Here is a 17662-nt window from a genome sequence, read left to right on the forward strand (position 1 = left end):
CTTTTGCACCGTACCACTGCATGCCACACGTCCCTGAACTCACCTTGTATTACGACGGGCAATGTCCGTTGTGCCAAGCAGAAATTCACTTCCTGCAGTCACGCAACGGCGAAGGCAAGCTCGATTTTGTGGATGTGACCGAGGCCAACTTTGCGGCGAACGCCCACCATATTTCCTGTGAAGCCGCCATGGCGCAAATTCATGGGCGTCTGGCCAACGGCCAAGTGTTGGTGGGTGTACCGGTCTTCGCCCAGGCCTATCAGTTGGCGCGGCTACCTGTTTTGGCGTGGATACTTTCACGGCCTTGGCTACAGCCTGTGCTTGGACCTGCCTATGTGTTGTTCGCCAAACATCGTCACACCCTGTCAAAACGCTTCGGGCCGGCACTTTTACGATTTTCCAAGCGATTTTTCCGTTAATTCAGTCAGCTTTTTCGCCCAACAGCCAAAGTGGCTTGATAAATTTGCGAAAATAGCGTTTTTGTCACAGAGAACAAAAACGATGTCACGCCCAGAAAAAACAGAGATTTCCAACGACGGACTGCGCTACAAGTCAAAAAAGGGCGGTTCACCTTTTGAAGGCCTCGGCCGCACCGGCGACACCATGAGCTGCATCAAATGCGGCGTGCACAAGCCGCGCAACAACGGCTCGTTCAAGCGCATCTTGGGCTCGTCCATGTTTGTGTGCTTCGATTGCAGCCCACCCAAGAAAGAAGCAGACCCCGCAACACCTGGCGCGGCAACCAAAGTCAAGGCTTGATCCCTCGACTTCCACGAAAAAGCGGCTCAAAGAGCCGCTTTTTACTTTTACTGTGGGTTACTCGACCCGCACCACTGCATTTGGCTTGAAGCCCAAATCGGCCACTTTGCCTTTTTTGGCACGTGCAGCCTTGGCATTGTTCAAGCTGCGAATTTCCAGAATCTCTTCGCGCACCTTACCGCCTCGGCCAATGCCTTCGATGCGTACGCTGCGGGTGTACGCCGCTGCACCAGCCAAGTTGTCCTTGGCTTCCAGGTCAATCAGCATCAAGCCGCGACCGCCCTTTTCCATCAATTTGAGCTCCGACAGCTCAAAGGTCAGGAAGCGACCACCGGTTGAGGCGCACGCCACATGCGTAGCAGGTGCCACAGGCTGTGCGCCAGAGCCACCGCTGGCAGGAGACGGGCGACACACGGTTTCACCTTCGGCCACAGTGATAAAGGCTTTGCCACCTTTGTTGCGCGAAATCATGTGCTCAATGTTGGCCATAAAACCATAGCCTCCTGAGCTGCTGAGCAAATAAGTAGCGCCCGCAGGGCCGGCCACGTAATGCAGCAGTTGGGTGCCCGTCTCCAGATCCACCAAGGTGGTCACCGGTTGACCATCGCCACGCGCTCCCGGCAGCACTGAGACGGGGACCGAGTAAATACGGCCATTCGAGCCAAATGCGATGAAGGTGTCCACCGTGCGGCATTCGAACGTGCCATACAAACCATCCCCCGCCTTGAACGCAAAGCTGGCAGGGTCGTGGCCGTGGCCGGTACGCGCACGCACCCAGCCTTTTTCAGACACCACCACGGTCACTGGCTCATCAACGACCTTGATTTCAGCGACGGCTTTCTTTTCTTCTTGAATGAGGGTGCGACGTGGATCGGCAAACTGCTTGGCATCGGCTTCGATTTCTTTGACCATCAAACGGCGCAGGGCCACCGGGTTGCCCACGATGTCTTCGAGCTTGGCCTGTTCCTCGCGCAACTCTTTGAGTTCTTGCTCAATCTTGATCGCCTCAAGACGAGCCAGCTGGCGCAAGCGAATTTCCAAAATGTCTTCGGCTTGTCGCTCGCTGAGTTTGAAACGCTCAATCAAGGCCTGCTTGGGCTCGTCGCTCTGGCGGATGATGGCAATCACCTCGTCAATGTTGAGCAAGACCAGTTGACGACCTTCCAAGATGTGGACGCGGTCAAGCACTTTGTTCAAGCGATGCTGTGAGCGGCGCAGGATGGTGGTTTGGCGAAACTCAATCCATTCCGTGAGCATGTCGCGCAGCGACTTCTGCACCGGACGACCGTCCAGCCCCACCATGGTGAGGTTGATCGACGATGAGGTTTCCAGGCTGGTGTGCGCCAACAAGGTGGTGATGAGTTCTTGCTGCTCAACGGTGCGCGTCTTGGGCTCGAACACCAAGCGCACCGGGGCGTCTTTGCTCGACTCGTCACGCACCACATCCAACACCGCCAGCACGGTGGCTTTGAGTTGGGTTTGGTCGGCGCTGAGGGCTTTTTTGCCCGCTTTGACTTTGGGATTGGTCAGCTCTTCAATCTCTTCCAGCACACGCTGGCTGCTCACGCCCGGTGGCAACTCATTGACCACCAGCTGCCATTGACCACGGGCCAAGTCTTCGATGACCCAACGCGCACGTACCTTGAGCGAGCCGCGCCCGGTGCGGTAGGCGTCGGCGATATCGGATGCACTGCTGATGATTTGACCGCCGCCTGGGTAGTCGGGGGCAGGCAATATCTGCAACAGCTCTTCGTCGCTCAGCTTGGGGGATTTGATCAGGGCCACACAGGCATCGGCCACTTCACGCAGGTTGTGGCTTGGAATTTCGGTGGCCATGCCCACGGCAATACCGCTCGCGCCATTGAGCAAGTTAAAAGGCAGGCGCGCGGGCAACTGCTTAGGCTCTTCAGTCGAGCCGTCGTAGTTGGGCTGAAAGTCCACCGTGCCTTCGTCAATCTCGTCCAGCAGCAGCGTGGTGATTTTGGCCAAACGAGCTTCGGTGTAGCGCATGGCGGCAGCGCCGTCGCCATCGCGTGAGCCAAAGTTGCCTTGCCCGTCAATCAGCGGGTAGCGTTGTGCAAAGTCTTGCGCCATACGCACCAGTGCTTCATACGCTGCGCTGTCGCCGTGCGGGTGGTAACGGCCCAGCACATCACCCACCACACGCGCGCACTTGACGGGCTTGGCACCGGTGTTGTTATTGGGGCCACTGAAGCCCAGGCCCATGCGGGACATGGAATACAAAATGCGGCGCTGCACGGGCTTTTGGCCGTCGCACACATCCGGTAAAGCACGGCCTTTGACCACGCTCAGGGCGTACTCAAGGTAAGCACGTTGGGCGTAGTGGCCCAGTGCAATGTCGCCCTCGCTGTCAGCAGCGGGCAGGTCTGGGGTCAACAAATCGGTCATACGTCAATCTCAATCGAATCGCCATGCAGTTCCATCAGCTCGCGGCGGGCGGCAGCTTCGCCTTTGCCCATGAGTTGGGTGATCAAACCTTCGGTCTGCAAAAAGTCCAGCACGCCCAGTTGCACTGGCATCAAACGGCGGGTGTCTGGGTTGAGGGTGGTGTCCCACAGTTGCTCGGCGCTCATTTCGCCCAAGCCCTTGAAGCGGCTGATGCTCCAGGAACCTTCGCGCACGCCGTCTTTGCGCAGCTTGTCCAAAATGGCGGTGAGCTCACCTTCGTCCAAGGCATACACCTTAGAGGCTGGTTTTTTACCTCGCGCGGGCGCATCGACGCGGAACAAGGGGGGGCGCGCCACGTACACATGGCCTGCTTCAATGAGCTTAGGGAAATGACGAAAGAACAGGGTGAGCAGCAGCACTTGAATGTGCGAGCCATCCACATCTGCATCGCTCAAGATACACACCTTGCCGTAGCGCAAGCCGCTCATATCGGGGCTGTCGTTGGGGCCGTGTGGGTCGACCCCGATGGCTACCGAAATGTCGTGAATTTCGTTGTTGGCAAACAAGCGGTCACGCTCGACCTCCCAGGTGTTGAGCACTTTGCCGCGCAGCGGCAGGATGGCCTGGTTTTCTTTGTTGCGGCCCATCTTGGCGCTGCCGCCGGCAGAGTCACCCTCGACCAAAAACACCTCGTTGTGGGCGATGTCCTTGCTTTCGCAATCGGTCAACTTGCCGGGCAACACGGCCACGCCTGAGCCTTTGCGTTTTTCAACTTTTTGCCCCGCTTTTTGGCGGCTTTGCGCGGCTTTGATGGCCAGCTCCGCCAGCTTTTTGCCGTACTCCACGTGCTGGTTAAGCCACAACTCCATGGTGGGACGCACATAGCTCGACACCAAGCGCACCGCATCGCGCGAGTTGAGGCGCTCTTTGATTTGGCCCTGGAACTGCGGGTCCAAGACTTTGGCGCTCAGCACATAGCTGGCACGGGCAAACACGTCTTCAGGCAACAACTTCACGCCTTTGGGCAGCAAGGCATGCAACTCAATGAAGCTCTTGACCGCCGTGAACAAACCATCGCGCAAACCGCTGTCATGCGTGCCGCCCGCGCTGGTGGGAATCAGGTTCACGTAGCTCTCGCGTACAGGCTGGCCATCTTCGGTGAAAGCCACCGCCCAAGCAGCGCCCTCGCCTTCTGCAAAGCTGTCGTGGTTGCTGTCGGCGTAGCCATCGCCCTCGAACATGGGGATCACCAACTCACCGTTGAGCGACTGCATCAGATAGTCGCGCAAGCCACCTTTGTAGAGCCAGTTTTGGGTTTCTTTGCTTTTTTCGTTGGCCAGTGTCACGCTAACACCTGGCATCAACACGGCCTTGCTGCGCAGCAGATGAACCAACTCGTTCATCGGCAGCGCCGAGGATTCAAAGTATTTGGCGTCGGGCCACACGCGCACCGAGGTACCCCATTTGCGATCCCCGGCTGCTTGGGGGCGCAGGGTCAAGGCTTCAATCACGTCGCCCGCAGAAAACACCAAGCGGGCCACTTGGCCTTCGCGGTACGACGTGACTTCCATGCGCTTGGCCAGTGCATTGGTCACGCTCACACCCACGCCGTGCAAGCCACCTGAAAAGCTGTAAGCGCCACCCTGCCCTTTGTCAAACTTGCCACCCGCGTGCAGCCGGGTAAAAACCAGCTCAATGACTGGCGCTTTTTCCTCGGGGTGCATGCCAAAGGGAATGCCGCGACCATCGTCATCGATCGTCACCGAACCGTCGGCGTGCAAGGTCACGCCAATTTTCTTGCCGTGCCCGGCCAGCGCCTCGTCAGCAGCGTTGTCCAGCACTTCTTGGATGATGTGCAGCGGGTTGTCGGTGCGGGTGTACATGCCCGGACGTTGCTTGACGGGTTCGAGTCCTTTGAGAACGCGAATTGAACCTTCGGAGTACTGGGGCGGTGTAGTGGGTTGCTTGGTAGCCATGGGCGGGCATTGTAGGTTTTAGTTAAAGTCGCTCTTTATGACTCATTCATCTACCAAAACCCTGCCCATGTGGCAGGTGCTGATTTGCGGCGCAGCCATCGTGACCCTGTCCATGGGCGTACGCCATGGCTTTGGCTTGTGGTTGCAACCCATCACCCAGGCCCAAGACTGGACGCGTGAAAACTTTGCGTTCGCCATTGCCATCCAAAACCTCACCTGGGGCTTTGCGGGCATCTTCTCAGGCATGTTGGCCGATAGGTTTGGCGCGTTTCGCGTCATCGTGGTGTGTTCGGTGCTGTATGCGCTGGGTTTGGTCGGCATGGCCTACTCTGACACACCGGCCTTGTTCACGGCTTCAGCCGGTGTGTTGATTGGCATTGCCCAAGCCGGCACCACGTACGCGGTGATTTACGGCGTGATTGGCCGCAATGTGAGCGCTGAAAAACGCTCTTGGGCCATGGGGGTTGCGGCAGCGGCGGGCTCGTTTGGTCAGTTTTTGATGGTCCCCACCGAAGGCTTTTTGATCCAAACCTTTGGCTGGCAGCAGGCCTTGGTGATGCTGAGTTTGGCCGCCATCATGGTCATTCCGCTGGCATTTGGTCTGCGCGAACCTGGTTTTGCGGGCGGAGCAGCCCCCAAACGCGACCAAACCATCCTGCACGCCTTGCGCGAAGCGTTTGCTTACCCGAGCTTTCAACTGCTGATGGCGGGTTATTTCGTATGCGGCTTCCAAGTAGTTTTCATTGGTGTGCACATGCCCAGTTACCTGAAAGACAAGGGCTTGTCACCTGAAGTCGCCAGCATGGCGCTGGCACTGATTGGCTTGTTCAACGTGTTTGGCACGTACATCGCAGGCTCTCTGGGGCAGCGTTTGGCCAAACGCAAAATTTTGTCATTCATTTACTTTTCACGAGCCATTGCCATCAGCTTGTTTTTGTTGGCGCCGCTCACGCCGATGAGTGTGTATGTCTTTGCGGCGGCCATGGGCTTGCTGTGGCTCTCAACCGTGCCACCGACCAACGCCGTGGTGGCGCAAATTTTTGGCGTGGCCCACTTGTCCATGTTGAGTGGTTTTGTCTTTTTCAGTCACCAGATCGGCAGCTTCATGGGGGTTTGGCTGGGCGGCTACCTGTATGACAAGACGGGGAGCTACGACATTGTTTGGTACATCTCCATTGCGCTTGGGGTGTTTGCCGCGCTGATCAACTTGCCTGTGCGTGAAAACGCCATTGCGCGCGGGCACAAGGTGGCTGCTGCGTGATGAAGTCTTGGCTGCGTCAATTCTTGGTCGCTGTAGCTTGTGGCGTTGTGCTGCTGGCTGTTTTATCCCTGTACTTGCGCCCAAGCTTTCTGATGGATATGGCCAACCAGGTTTGGGGCTGTTTTTGATATGACGCATCCTCAGTCCACGCATGGCACCGAGCCACCTTCCGCTTGGGTGCAGCACTGGGCTCACTTAATTCTCAAGAACGCCACCATCCTCGACGTCGCCTGTGGCCGGGGCCGACACATGCGTTATTTGGCCGAACGGGGACACGCGGTGACCGGGGTTGACCGTGACGCACAAGCCATCGCTGCCGTTTCAGGCCTTGGAGAAGCCATTCAGGCAGACATTGAAAACGCCGCCTGGCCCTTGGTGGGGCGTCAATTTGGCGCTGTCGTGGTAACCAACTACCTCTGGCGGCCTTTGTGGCCACACATCTTGAGCAGCTTGGCAACTGGCGGTGTGCTGATTTATGAAACTTTTACAGCGGGTAACGAAACCGTCGGCAAACCGTCCCGGTCAGACTTTTTGCTGCAACCCGGCGAACTGCTGTCGCGTTGTGCTGGTTTACGCGTTGTAGCGTATGAAGACGGCTTTTTAAACAGCCCTGAGCGCTTTGTGCAACGCATCGTGGCCGTACAAACTTTGGCAACGCAACGCCTTGTGCAGCGCTTTCACCTAAGCCCGAGCCTGCACTCGCTAGAATGATTGTTTTATCTTGACCGAACCTGCGGACATGACACCCATCACCGGCAGCATCGTGGCTTTGACCACCCCCATGTTAGAAGACGGCAGCGTGGATTACCCCACCCTGCGCAAGCTGATTGACTGGCACATTGCAGAAGGCACCGACTGCATTGGCGTGGTCGGCACCACCGGCGAATCGCCGACTGTCAATGTCGAGGAACATTGCGAAATCATCCGCGTTTCCGTCGAACAAGCTGCCAAACACACCGAGCGTCATGTCCCCATCATGGCGGGCTGTGGCGCCAACTCCACGGCTGAAGCCATCGAATTGGCCAAATTTGCCAAGGGTGTTGGCGCGGATTGCCAGTTGCAAGTGGTGCCCTACTACAACAAGCCGACCCAAGAGGGGCAATACCTGCATTTCAAAGCGATTGCCGAAGCGGTTGATCTGCCTGTGGTGCTCTACAACGTGCCTGGCCGCAGTGTGGCTGATATGGCCCACGACACGGTGCTGCGCTTGACCCAAGTGCCGGGCATCGTCGGCATCAAAGAGGCAACCGGCAACGTTGAGCGCGCTCAATGGCTGATCCGTGACGTACCCAAAGGTTTTGCCGTCTATTCGGGTGACGACCCAACAGCGGTTGCCTTGATGCTGTGTGGTGGCCAAGGCAACATCAGTGTCACAGCAAACGTGGCACCCCGCTGGATGCATGAGCTGTGCATGGCAGCGATTTCCGGTGATGTGAAGCGCGCCATGGAAATTCAATTCAAGCTCATGCCGGTGCACAAGCATTTGTTCGTCGAAGCCAATCCAATTCCCGTCAAATGGGCGATGCACCGCATGGGGCTGAGTGGCCCGACATTGCGTCTACCCATGACGCCGCTGACAACAGCCAACGAACCTGTGGTTGAAGGCGCATTGCGCGCTGCCGGTTTGATCTGATCCTGACTAAGGCCATCTCTGTGATGCATTCATCCTCTTTCATTCGCGCCTGCGTGGCATGTGCTATGACCGTCCTTGTGAGCGCTTGCGGCTCCGTGATGGACAACGACAAGGTCAATTACAAAACAGACGGTGTGGCCAAGATCGTTCCATTGGACATTCCGCCTGATTTGACCCAGTTGACGCGCGACACACGCTATGCAGTGCCTGGTGGCGTGGTCACGGCAAGCGGCATGGCCAGTCGCCCGGCAGCTATGGGCGTGGCCAGCACAGCGGCCAAGGAAGTCAATGATGTACGCATTGAACGTGACGGCAAACAGCGCTGGCTGGTGGTCAATCGCTCTGCCGATGAAGTCTGGCCTATCGTGCATGGCTTCTGGAAAGAAAACGGCTTCGAGTACGTCATTGACCAGCAGCAATTGGGTTTGCTTGAAACCGAATGGGCCGAGAACCGCGCCAAAATTCCGCAAGACTTCATACGTCGAACATTGGGCAAAGTCTTGGATGGTCTGTATTCATCCGGCGAACGTGACAAATTTCGCACGCGTCTAGAGCGCAACAGCAACGGTGGCGTCGACATTTTCATCACACACCGTGGCATGAAAGAAGACTACGCAGACCAGATCAAGAGCACCACCATTTGGCAGCCACGCCCCAGTGACAGCGAATTGGAAGCCGAGTTTTTGACCCGCTTGATGGTGAAGTTAGGCGTATCTGGCAAACAAGCAACGACAGTTGTTGCCAACTCAAACACCGTCACTTCAAACACCAACCTGGTGAGCAACGGCAACGTGCTGACCCTGTCTGATTCGTTTGATGTGACTTGGCGACGCGTGGGTGTGGCACTAGATCGCACAGGCTTCACTGTAGAAGATCGGGACCGCACGCAAGGCACTTACTTTGTCCGTTACGTAGACACCACGACCAAGGAAGAAAAAGGCTTTTTCAGCAATCTCTTCAGTGGCACCAAAGCTGACACGGGACCTTTGAAGTACCGCGTGGTGGTACGCAGCGTCAATGGCAAGTCGGAGGTCAGCGTCCTCAATGCGGCCGGACAAGCTGAAAACTCTCCGATATCCCAACGTATCTTGAAGCTGGTTGCCGACGACTTGCGCTGAAGGCAAACGCAGATAGCTTTGCGCGATGCTGCGCTTCAAAAGCCTGGGCAGTGGTAGCTCGGGCAATGCAACATTGGTGGAGGCAACACAAGGCATCCACACCACACGCCTGCTCATTGATTGCGGTCTACGGCTACGCGACTTAGAGGTACGACTGCAAGAGGCAGGCACCGCGATGGCTGAGCTCGATGCCATATTTATCACGCACGAGCACGGCGACCACATTGGGTGCGCCCGCAGTCTGCTCAAACGTCACCCAATCCCAATTTGGATGAGTCAAGGCTCATGGCTGGCGATTCGAGATCCCCATTGGCAAGCTCTTGAACCCTGGATTCGAATAGCTCGTGACAGCACCACCCTAGAAATCCACAACCTACAACTCACGCCTTTCACAGTGCCACACGATGCCCGTGAGCCGTTGCAGTTGCGTTGCAGCAATGGCGATCGGCAATTGGGTGTGGTCACAGACCTGGGGCATGTCACCACACACGTGGTGCAAGCTCTGCAAAATAGCCATGCACTGGTCCTTGAAACCAACCACGACCCAGAGATGCTGGAACGCTCCAACTACCCCCACTTTCTCAAACAACGTGTTGGGGGCGATTGGGGACATCTGGCCAACGAGGCATCTGCCGACTTATTGCGCCGCATCTCCCACGCGCAACTGACGCGGGTGGTGGCAGCACACCTGAGCGAACGCAACAACACGCCAGAGCTGGCACAACGGTGTTTGAGCGATGCACTGGGTTGCAACCCAGATGACATTGAAGTGGCGACACCCAACACAGGAACACCGTGGTTCACCGTGTGATGGCCCATGAAAAAAGCCACCCAAGGGTGGCTTTTTGAGTCAGCACAGTAAAAAAATTACTTGCTGGCGGCTTCAGAAGCGGGTGCAGCAGGTGCAGATGCGTCAGCAGCAGGAGCCGAGGCCACTTCAGCAGGAGCAGCAGGAGCGGCAGCAGGAGCTTCTTTTTTACCGCAAGCGACGAGAGCAGCAGCAGCCAAGAGGGTCGCCAGCAGGAGCGATTTTTTCATGTCAATTTTCCTTTGATAGGGATGAAAACAATTTCTAGAAATTGCCGCAGTTCACACTGCGACCGAGCTGATGGACTCGAGCCCCTCCAACTCAGCAGGAAATTATAGGGTAAATCCCATGTGATCGACACGCTCTTGTCAGCTTCGTGTCATACGCGGTCTTTTTCAGTAATGGCGTGAAGCCACCCATCGTCACACCAATCCATCAGCAAACCCAAAGCCGCGGCGCTTGCCCCAGCTAAGTCTTGCGCAACCAGTTGCCTATCGTCGGCCAATCGCCGCATCAATACGGCATCCGCTCCTGAAGCACGCCAGCTCTCACCGTTCAAGAAGATGTGGTGCTTGTCGTACATCATGCGACTGCGACGGTCCAAACGAACGCGCTTGAGTTTGCGTGGTACGGCACTAGCTTCAAACCACACGTTGGCTTTGGGCTCTGTCAGCAACTCACCCAAGGCACGCTCCAACGACAAGGGGTCTTTGAGCGCACGCTGAAGCGCAGTTTTAGCGAACTCGCGCAAGCCCTCTGGAATACAAGCAGGTCGTTGAACTGCAGGCTGGTCGGCATCTTTGTACAAGTCGTCTCCCAAAAATTCGTCAACAGACTCGCTCCCCCGGACCAACAACTCACGTGCCAACTCGCCCATCTGAGGGGCACGAAAACCAATGGAGTAAGTCATGCATTCGCCCTCGGCCACACCATCGTGGGCATATCTCGGTGGCAAATACAGCATGTCCCCGGGGTTGAGCACATACTCATGCTCAGGTTTGAAATGGGCCAGCACCTTGAGCGGCAAGTCGGGGCGTAGGGATAAATCTTTTTGCCGCCCAATACGCCAACGACGCTGACCATGCGCCTGCAACAGAAACACGTCATAGCTGTCAAAGTGGGGCCCAACGCCTCCGCCATCGCTGGCGTAGCTGATCATCACATCATCCAAGCGTGCATCGGGCACGAAACGAAACTTCTGCATCAGATCGGCCACAGCGTCGTCGTGTAAATCCACGCCTTGAACCAACAAGGTCCAGTCACGCTCGCTCAGCTTGGGAATAGCGCGACGCTTGAAAGGGCCGCGCTGCATTTGCCAAGCGCGCCGCCCATTGTTTTCTCCTTGCACCAGGCGGGACTCCACGCCGTCCTGTGCAGCCAGATCGAACAGCTCGGCGCGGCTCAGAAAAGGGGAGAAATTGGGAATGGCTTGACGCACCAGCAAAGGTTTGCGTTGCCAATGGCGCTGCATGAATTCAGCGGGTGTCAAGCCGCCAAGTAGGGTTAAAGGGTGTTTCACATTCATCGTGCGACAATTTTGCCCTATGGAAATTACCCAACACTGCGTGGTCGGCTTGACCTGGACCTTGAAAGACACCTTGGGCGAGGTGCTCGACGAATTGGACGAGCCCGTTGAGTTTTTGCTCGGCGGTGACGATTTGCTGCACAAAATCGAAGAGGCGCTGCAAGGTCACAGCGTGGGTGCGCTGATTGACTTACATCTTGAGCCTGAAGAGGCATTTGGTGACTATGACGAAGAACGCGTGTTTTTAGAAGACCGCGCGCGTTTCCCGAAAGAGCTAGAAGAAGGCCACACGATTGAAGGTCACGCCCTGCCCGATGGCTGCAACCCCGACGCACCGCGCGATTTGCTCTACACCGTGACCGACATTTATCCTGAGCATGTGGTGCTTGACGGCAACCATCCACTGGCGGGCATTGCCATTCGCATTCACCTCGAAGTGAAGTCCGTGCGCGAAGCCTCTGACGAAGAAAAAGACCGTGGCACAGCTGGCACTGGTTTTTTCAAAATCGAACCGCAGGCGCCAGGCAGCAACCTGCTGCATTGATTTAATTTTTACCGGTGGACCCGTAACCACCTTCGCCGCGCTCACTGGGTGCGGCGAACTCATGGACCACGTTGAATTGCGCCTGCACCACCGGCACGATCACCAACTGCGCCAATCGCTCCATGGGCTCCAGCGTGAAAGCCACATCGCTGCGATTCCAGGCACTGACCATCAATTGGCCTTGGTAGTCGCTGTCGATGAGCCCCACCAAATTGCCCAACACAATGCCGTGCTTGTGACCTAGACCTGAGCGCGGCAAGATCAAAGCGGCATATGCGGGGTCTGCCAAATGGATCGCGATGCCTGTAGGCACCAGTTGCCAGGCGTTGGGCACCAGTGTCAACGGCGCATCCAAGCAGGCCCGCAAATCCAGTCCGGCACTGCCAGGTGTGGCGTATTGGGGCAATTGGTCTGCCATGCGGGGATCCAGAATTTTGACGTCGAGTTTCATAGGTTCAAGTTCAAAGTGAAGCGCGGCCTTGCCGCATAAAAAAAGATTCAGGTTCTGCGACGCGCAATCTCTGACACCAATTGACGGGCCAAACTGAGTTTGCTGGCATGAGGCAATTCTTGACTGCCCTGCGCGTCGACCAACAGCAAGGCGTTGTCATCCAGGCCAAACGTGGCCGGACCAATATTGCCCACCAACAGAGGCACACCTTTGCGCGCGCGCTTGGCCGTGGCATGCGCCAACAAGTCGTGGCTCTCTGCCGCAAAACCCACGCAAAACAGCGCTCCGTTTTGCGCGCGCTCAGACTGTGCAACAGAGGCCAAGATATCGGGGTTCTCGGTGAACTGCAGTTGCGGCAATTGCCCCGATCCATCTTTTTTGATTTTTTGCGTCGCCACGTTAATCAATCGCCAATCGGCCACTGCAGCCGTTGCCACAAACACCGTGGCCTGATCCACATGCTGCGCAACAGCTGCTTGCATGTCCAAAGCCGATCGCACATCGACACGTCGCACGCCACGTGGTGTGGCCTGATGAACAGGGCCAGCGACCAGCGTGACCTCAGCCCCCGCTTCGCGGGCGGCACGTGCAATCGCAAAGCCCATCTTGCCGCTCGACAAATTGGTGATGCCGCGAACCGGATCGATGGCTTCGAACGTGGGCCCTGCCGTGACCAGCACATGCTGTCCTTGCAACACCTTGGGTTGAAAAAACGCCACCAAATCTTCTAATATTTCCTCGGGCTCCAACATGCGTCCGTCACCGGTTTCACCGCACGCCTGCTCACCCTGCCCGACATCCAACACATGCGCGCCATCGGCTCGCAACTGCGTCACATTGCGTTGTGTGGCGGGGTGTTGCCACATCTCACGGTTCATGGCGGGTGCCAATATCAAGGGGACACTTTGAATAGGTCGCGCCAAGCACATCAAACTGAGTAAATCATCGGCCCGCCCGTGCAGCAACTTGGCCATGAAATCGGCGCTGGCAGGTGCCACCACAATGGCATCGGCCTCCCGACTCAAATTGATGTGCGCCATGTTGTTGGGCTCACGCCCGTCCCATTGCGACACATACACGGGACGGTTGCTCAAGGCCTGTAGCGTAACCGGCGTGATGAACTGTGCCGCAGCCTCGGTCATCACCACCTGAACGCTGGCGCCCGCCTTGATCAACGCACGACACAGCTCCGCCGCTTTGTAGCAGGCAATGCCGCCACTCAGGCCCAACACAATATGTTTGTTTGACAGATCAGACATGGGTCGCAATGTAGCAGAGCGCCTATAATTTCTATTTCCACCTACCGGGAGATTCAACTCCCGATCTGGCATGACCCAATTTGTCTTCGTCACCGGCGGTGTAGTGTCTTCCCTGGGCAAGGGAATCGCTTCCGCCTCTCTCGCCGCGATCCTTGAATCACGCGGCCTCTCCGTCACCCTCATCAAGCTCGACCCCTACATCAACGTAGACCCAGGCACCATGTCGCCGTTTCAGCACGGCGAAGTGTTTGTGACCGACGATGGCGCTGAAACCGACCTGGATTTAGGTCACTACGAGCGTTTCATCACGACACGCATGAAGAAGGCCAACAACTTCACGACGGGTCAAATTTACAAGAGCGTGCTCGAAAAAGAGCGCCGTGGTGACTACTTGGGCAAGACCGTACAGGTCATCCCGCACATCACCAACGAAATCCAAGATTTCATCAAACGCGGCGCAGGTTTTGAAACACCTGAAGCGGTGGATGTGGCCATTGTCGAAATCGGTGGCACGGTGGGCGACATCGAGTCGTTGCCCTTCCTCGAAGCCGCACGTCAAATGAGCCTCAAGCTGGGCGCGCACAACACAGCCTTTGTTCACTTGAGCTATGTGCCATGGATTGCTGCCGCAGGCGAACTCAAAACCAAACCCACCCAACACACCGCACAAAAGCTGCGTGAAATTGGCATCCAAGCCGACTGTCTGTTGTGCCGTGCCGATCGCCCCATTCCCGAGGACGAGCGCGCCAAGATCAGCTTGTTCTCCAACGTGCCCGAGTGGGGTGTGATCTCCATGTGGGACGTGGACACCATCTACAAAGTCCCACGCATGCTGCACGAGCAAGGACTGGATCGTCTGATTTGCGACAAGCTGCGCATCAGCGCCCAGCCAGCCAACCTCAAGCGTTGGGACGACTTGGTTCATGAAGTCGAACACCCTGCCAAGGACGTCACCATTGCCATGGTGGGCAAGTACGTGGACTTGTCTGACAGCTACAAATCGCTCAATGAAGCCCTGCGTCACGCTGGCATGAAAAACCATGCACGTGTGAAGATTGAATACATCGACTCCGAAACCATCACCCCCGACAACGTGTCGCAACTGGCCAAGTTCGACGGTGTGTTGGTGCCAGGCGGTTTTGGTGTGCGCGGCGTTGAAGGCAAAATTTCCGCAGCACAGTTCGCCCGTGAACACAAAGTCCCATACCTCGGTATTTGCTTGGGCATGCAAGTCGCCACCATCGAATACGCACGCCACGTCGCGGGGCTCAAAGACGCCAACAGCACTGAGTTCGAGCCCAACAGCCCCTACCCCGTGATCGCCTTGATCAACGAGTGGAAAGACGCCGATGGCAGCATCCAAACCCGCGACAGCAACTCCGACCTCGGAGGCACCATGCGCCTGGGCGCACAAAGCTCAGACGTGGCCAAGGGCACGCTCGCCCACCAAATCTACGGGGACGTGGTGACTGAGCGTCATCGCCATCGCTATGAAGCCAACGTGAATTACCTCGACACCTTGCGCCAGGCAGGGTTGGTGATTTCCGCCTTGACCCAGCGCGAACAATTAACAGAAATCGTGGAGTTGCCTCAAACAGTTCACCCTTGGTACATGGGCGTGCAATTCCACCCTGAATTCAAATCCACTCCTTGGGACGGCCACCCCCTGTTCAACGCTTATGTGAAAGCGGCTCTTGAACACAAGGCCAATGCCTGAGCACTTCAAACACAGGACACGCCATGAAACTTTGCGGATTTGACGTCGGTCTGAACCAGCCCTTCTTTCTGATTGCAGGCACCTGCTCCATCGAAGGCTTGGAGATGTCGCTCGATGTCGCAGGTCAACTCAAAGAAATTTGTTCGACCCTGGGTATTCCCCTGATCTACAAAGGTTCCTTTGACAAAGCCAACCGTTCCTCGGGCAACACCAAGCGTGGCCTAGGCATGGATGCAGGCTTGAAAATCCTCGACGAAGTACGCCGTCAAATTCAAGTGCCCATCCTCACCGATGTGCATGAAACGTCGCAAGTCAGCGCTGTCGCCAGCGTGGTGGATGTGTTGCAAACGCCTGCTTTTTTGTGTCGGCAGACCGATTTCATCCGTGCCGTGGCGCAATCGGGTAAGCCCGTCAACATCAAGAAGGGCCAGTTTTTAGCCCCTTGGGATATGAAAAACGTCATCGACAAAGCGCGTGACGCCGCGCGAGAAGCCGGCTTGCCAGAAGATAACTTTTTGGCCTGCGAACGCGGCGTGAGCTTTGGCTACAACAACCTGGTGGCCGACATGACCAGCTTGGCAGAGATGCGCAAGTCTGGCGCGCCTGTGGTGTTTGATGTGACCCATTCGGTGCAAAAACCAGGGGGTCAAGGCACCAGCAGTGGTGGCGCTCGTGACATGGTGCCGGTACTGGCGCGCGCAGGCGTTGCGGCTGGCGTCGCCGGTCTTTTCATGGAAACACACCCCTGCCCGAACGAGGCCTGGTCTGATGGCCCCAACGCCGTGCCGTTGAAACACATGAAGGCCTTGCTGGAGACGTTGGTGGACTTGGATCGTGTGACCAAGAAGCACCCATTCCTAGAAAACAATTTCGGTATTTGATTCTGATTTTTAACTTCAAGCTTTGAGAGAAAACCCATGAGCGCTATCGTTGACATCGTTGGTCGTGAAATTTTGGACAGCCGCGGCAACCCCACCGTGGAATGTGATGTGTTGTTGGAGTCCGGCACCATGGGTCGTGCAGCGGTACCGTCAGGTGCATCGACCGGCAGCCGCGAAGCCATTGAGCTGCGCGATGGCGACAAGAGCCGCTACCTAGGCAAAGGTGTGCTCAAAGCTGTGGAGCACATCAACACCGAAATCTCCGAAGCCGTGCTGGGTTTGGACGCCTCTGAGCAAGCCTTCCTCGACAAAACTTTGATCGACCTCGACGGCACCGAAAACAAAAGCCGCTTGGGCGCGAACGCCATGCTGGCGGTGTCCATGGCCGTGGCACGCGCTGCTGCTGAAGAGTCTGGTCTGCCCCTTTATCGCTACTTTGGCGGCATGAATGGTTGCCAATTGCCCGTACCCATGATGAACGTCATCAACGGCGGCGCACACGCCAACAACAACCTGGACTTGCAAGAGTTCATGATCATTCCCGTGGGCGCTCCCAACTTCCGCGAAGCCGTTCGCTACGGCGCAGAAGTGTTTCACGCACTCAAGAAAATCATCCACGACAAAGGCATGAGCATTGCAGTGGGCGACGAAGGCGGCTTTGCCCCGAACGTGCCCAGCCACGAAGCAGCCATCCAAATGATCTTGGACGCCATTGCAGCTGCGGGCTACACCGCCGGTGAGCAAATTGCCATTGGCTTGGACTGCGCCGCCAGCGAGTTCTACAAAGACGGCAAATACCACCTCGAAGGTGAAGGTCTGCAGCTCACCGCTGAGCAATGGACCGACATGCTGGCCACTTGGGTCGACAAATACCCCATCATCAGCATCGAAGATGGCATGCATGAAGGCGACTGGGACGGCTGGAAACTGTTGACTGAACGTCTGGGTAAAAAAGTGCAATTGGTGGGCGACGACCTGTTTGTCACCAACACCAAGATCTTGCAAGAAGGCATCAACAAACACATCGCCAACTCCATCCTGATCAAGATCAATCAAATTGGCACCCTGACCGAAACATTCGCAGCCATCGAAATGGCCAAGCGTGCAGGCTACACAGCGGTCATCAGCCACCGCTCGGGCGAGACCGAAGACAGCACCATCGCCGATATCGCTGTGGGCTTGAACGCGGGACAAATCAAAACCGGCTCGATGAGCCGTTCAGACCGCATGGCCAAGTACAACCAGCTGCTGCGCATCGAAGAAGACTTGGGTGACATTGCCCAGTACCCAGGTCGCGCCGCGTTCTACAACCTGCGTTAAA

At 56.7% G+C, this 17662-nt stretch carries 17 protein-coding genes; 11 read left to right on the forward strand and 6 right to left on the reverse strand.

Annotation, left to right across the window (positions count from 1 at the left end):
- Window positions 1-20: 20 nt before the first annotated feature.
- Window positions 21-419, forward strand: a complete 399-nt coding sequence (locus tag B9Z39_RS06615; RefSeq protein WP_100146724.1) for a thiol-disulfide oxidoreductase DCC family protein — start codon at window positions 21-23, stop codon at window positions 417-419.
- 82 nt (window positions 420-501) lie between these two features.
- A complete protein-coding gene (locus B9Z39_RS06620; RefSeq protein WP_100146725.1) occupies window positions 502-759 on the forward strand; it encodes a hypothetical protein in 258 nt (85 codons plus the stop codon).
- Window positions 760-816: 57 nt separating this feature from the next.
- Here the strand turns inward: B9Z39_RS06620 and parC are convergent, their stop codons facing one another.
- Together parC and B9Z39_RS06630 are read right to left on the reverse strand one after the other, a co-directional pair.
- A complete protein-coding gene (parC, locus tag B9Z39_RS06625; protein WP_108301119.1) occupies window positions 817-3168 on the reverse strand; it encodes a DNA topoisomerase IV subunit A in 2352 nt (783 codons plus the stop codon).
- A complete protein-coding gene (locus tag B9Z39_RS06630; protein ID WP_100146727.1) occupies window positions 3165-5144 on the reverse strand; it encodes a DNA topoisomerase IV subunit B in 1980 nt (659 codons plus the stop codon). Before B9Z39_RS06630 ends, parC begins: the two co-directional genes overlap by 4 nt.
- Before the next feature lie 37 nt (window positions 5145-5181).
- On the opposite strand from B9Z39_RS06630, the gene B9Z39_RS06635 reads away from it, so the two are divergent.
- The 5 genes from B9Z39_RS06635 to B9Z39_RS06655 all read left to right on the forward strand — a co-directional run bounded on the left by B9Z39_RS06635 (window position 5182) and on the right by B9Z39_RS06655 (window position 9967).
- The gene (locus B9Z39_RS06635; protein ID WP_100146728.1) at window positions 5182-6405 is read left to right on the forward strand and encodes an MFS transporter; all 1224 of its coding nucleotides are present in this window, start codon (window positions 5182-5184) and stop codon (window positions 6403-6405) included.
- Window positions 6406-6534: 129 nt separating this feature from the next.
- Window positions 6535-7116: a bifunctional 2-polyprenyl-6-hydroxyphenol methylase/3-demethylubiquinol 3-O-methyltransferase UbiG gene (locus B9Z39_RS06640; RefSeq protein ID WP_108301120.1), complete on the forward strand. Its 582-nt coding sequence runs from the start codon at window positions 6535-6537 to the stop codon at window positions 7114-7116.
- 28 nt (window positions 7117-7144) lie between these two features.
- Window positions 7145-8038: a 4-hydroxy-tetrahydrodipicolinate synthase gene (gene dapA / locus B9Z39_RS06645; protein ID WP_369823310.1), complete on the forward strand. Its 894-nt coding sequence runs from the start codon at window positions 7145-7147 to the stop codon at window positions 8036-8038.
- Between the two features lie 65 nt (window positions 8039-8103).
- The gene (bamC, locus tag B9Z39_RS06650; RefSeq protein WP_369908117.1) at window positions 8104-9156 is read left to right on the forward strand and encodes an outer membrane protein assembly factor BamC; all 1053 of its coding nucleotides are present in this window, start codon (window positions 8104-8106) and stop codon (window positions 9154-9156) included.
- Window positions 9157-9181: 25 nt separating this feature from the next.
- The gene (locus tag B9Z39_RS06655) at window positions 9182-9967 is read left to right on the forward strand and encodes an MBL fold metallo-hydrolase (protein WP_108301122.1); all 786 of its coding nucleotides are present in this window, start codon (window positions 9182-9184) and stop codon (window positions 9965-9967) included.
- Between the two features lie 56 nt (window positions 9968-10023).
- Here the strand turns inward: B9Z39_RS06655 and B9Z39_RS17065 are convergent, their stop codons facing one another.
- Window positions 10024-10194, reverse strand: a complete 171-nt coding sequence (locus tag B9Z39_RS17065; RefSeq protein WP_199172964.1) for a hypothetical protein — start codon at window positions 10192-10194, stop codon at window positions 10024-10026.
- Between the two features lie 149 nt (window positions 10195-10343).
- Entirely contained in the window at window positions 10344-11489 is a 1146-nt protein-coding gene (locus tag B9Z39_RS06660; protein ID WP_100146733.1) for a cupin domain-containing protein, read from the reverse strand.
- A 19-nt stretch (window positions 11490-11508) separates the two neighbouring features.
- On the opposite strand from B9Z39_RS06660, the gene B9Z39_RS06665 reads away from it, so the two are divergent.
- Window positions 11509-12033, forward strand: a complete 525-nt coding sequence (locus tag B9Z39_RS06665) for a peptidylprolyl isomerase (RefSeq protein ID WP_100146734.1) — start codon at window positions 11509-11511, stop codon at window positions 12031-12033.
- Between the two features lies 1 nt (window position 12034).
- On the opposite strand, the gene dut is transcribed toward B9Z39_RS06665, so the two are convergent.
- Together dut and coaBC are read right to left on the reverse strand one after the other, a co-directional pair.
- Complete coding sequence (gene dut, locus B9Z39_RS06670) at window positions 12035-12484, reverse strand: dUTP diphosphatase (RefSeq protein ID WP_100146735.1); 450 nt, start codon at window positions 12482-12484, stop codon at window positions 12035-12037.
- Window positions 12485-12531: 47 nt separating this feature from the next.
- Window positions 12532-13743, reverse strand: a complete 1212-nt coding sequence (coaBC, locus tag B9Z39_RS06675; protein ID WP_108301123.1) for a bifunctional phosphopantothenoylcysteine decarboxylase/phosphopantothenate--cysteine ligase CoaBC — start codon at window positions 13741-13743, stop codon at window positions 12532-12534.
- A gap of 70 nt (window positions 13744-13813) precedes the next feature.
- Between coaBC and B9Z39_RS06680 the strand changes: the two genes are divergently transcribed.
- Genes B9Z39_RS06680 through eno form a run of 3 tightly spaced genes read left to right on the forward strand, consistent with a single transcriptional unit; the run spans window position 13814 to window position 17661 of the window.
- Complete coding sequence (locus B9Z39_RS06680; protein ID WP_108301124.1) at window positions 13814-15460, forward strand: CTP synthase; 1647 nt, start codon at window positions 13814-13816, stop codon at window positions 15458-15460.
- 23 nt (window positions 15461-15483) lie between these two features.
- Entirely contained in the window at window positions 15484-16341 is an 858-nt protein-coding gene (gene kdsA / locus B9Z39_RS06685; protein WP_100146738.1) for a 3-deoxy-8-phosphooctulonate synthase, read from the forward strand.
- A 36-nt stretch (window positions 16342-16377) separates the two neighbouring features.
- Complete coding sequence (eno, locus tag B9Z39_RS06690) at window positions 16378-17661, forward strand: phosphopyruvate hydratase (RefSeq protein WP_108301125.1); 1284 nt, start codon at window positions 16378-16380, stop codon at window positions 17659-17661.
- The last annotated feature ends 1 nt before the right edge of the window (window position 17662 follow it).

This window comes from Limnohabitans sp. JirII-29, from assembly GCF_003063395.1.
In the GTDB taxonomy this organism is placed as follows: domain Bacteria; phylum Pseudomonadota; class Gammaproteobacteria; order Burkholderiales; family Burkholderiaceae_C; genus Limnohabitans.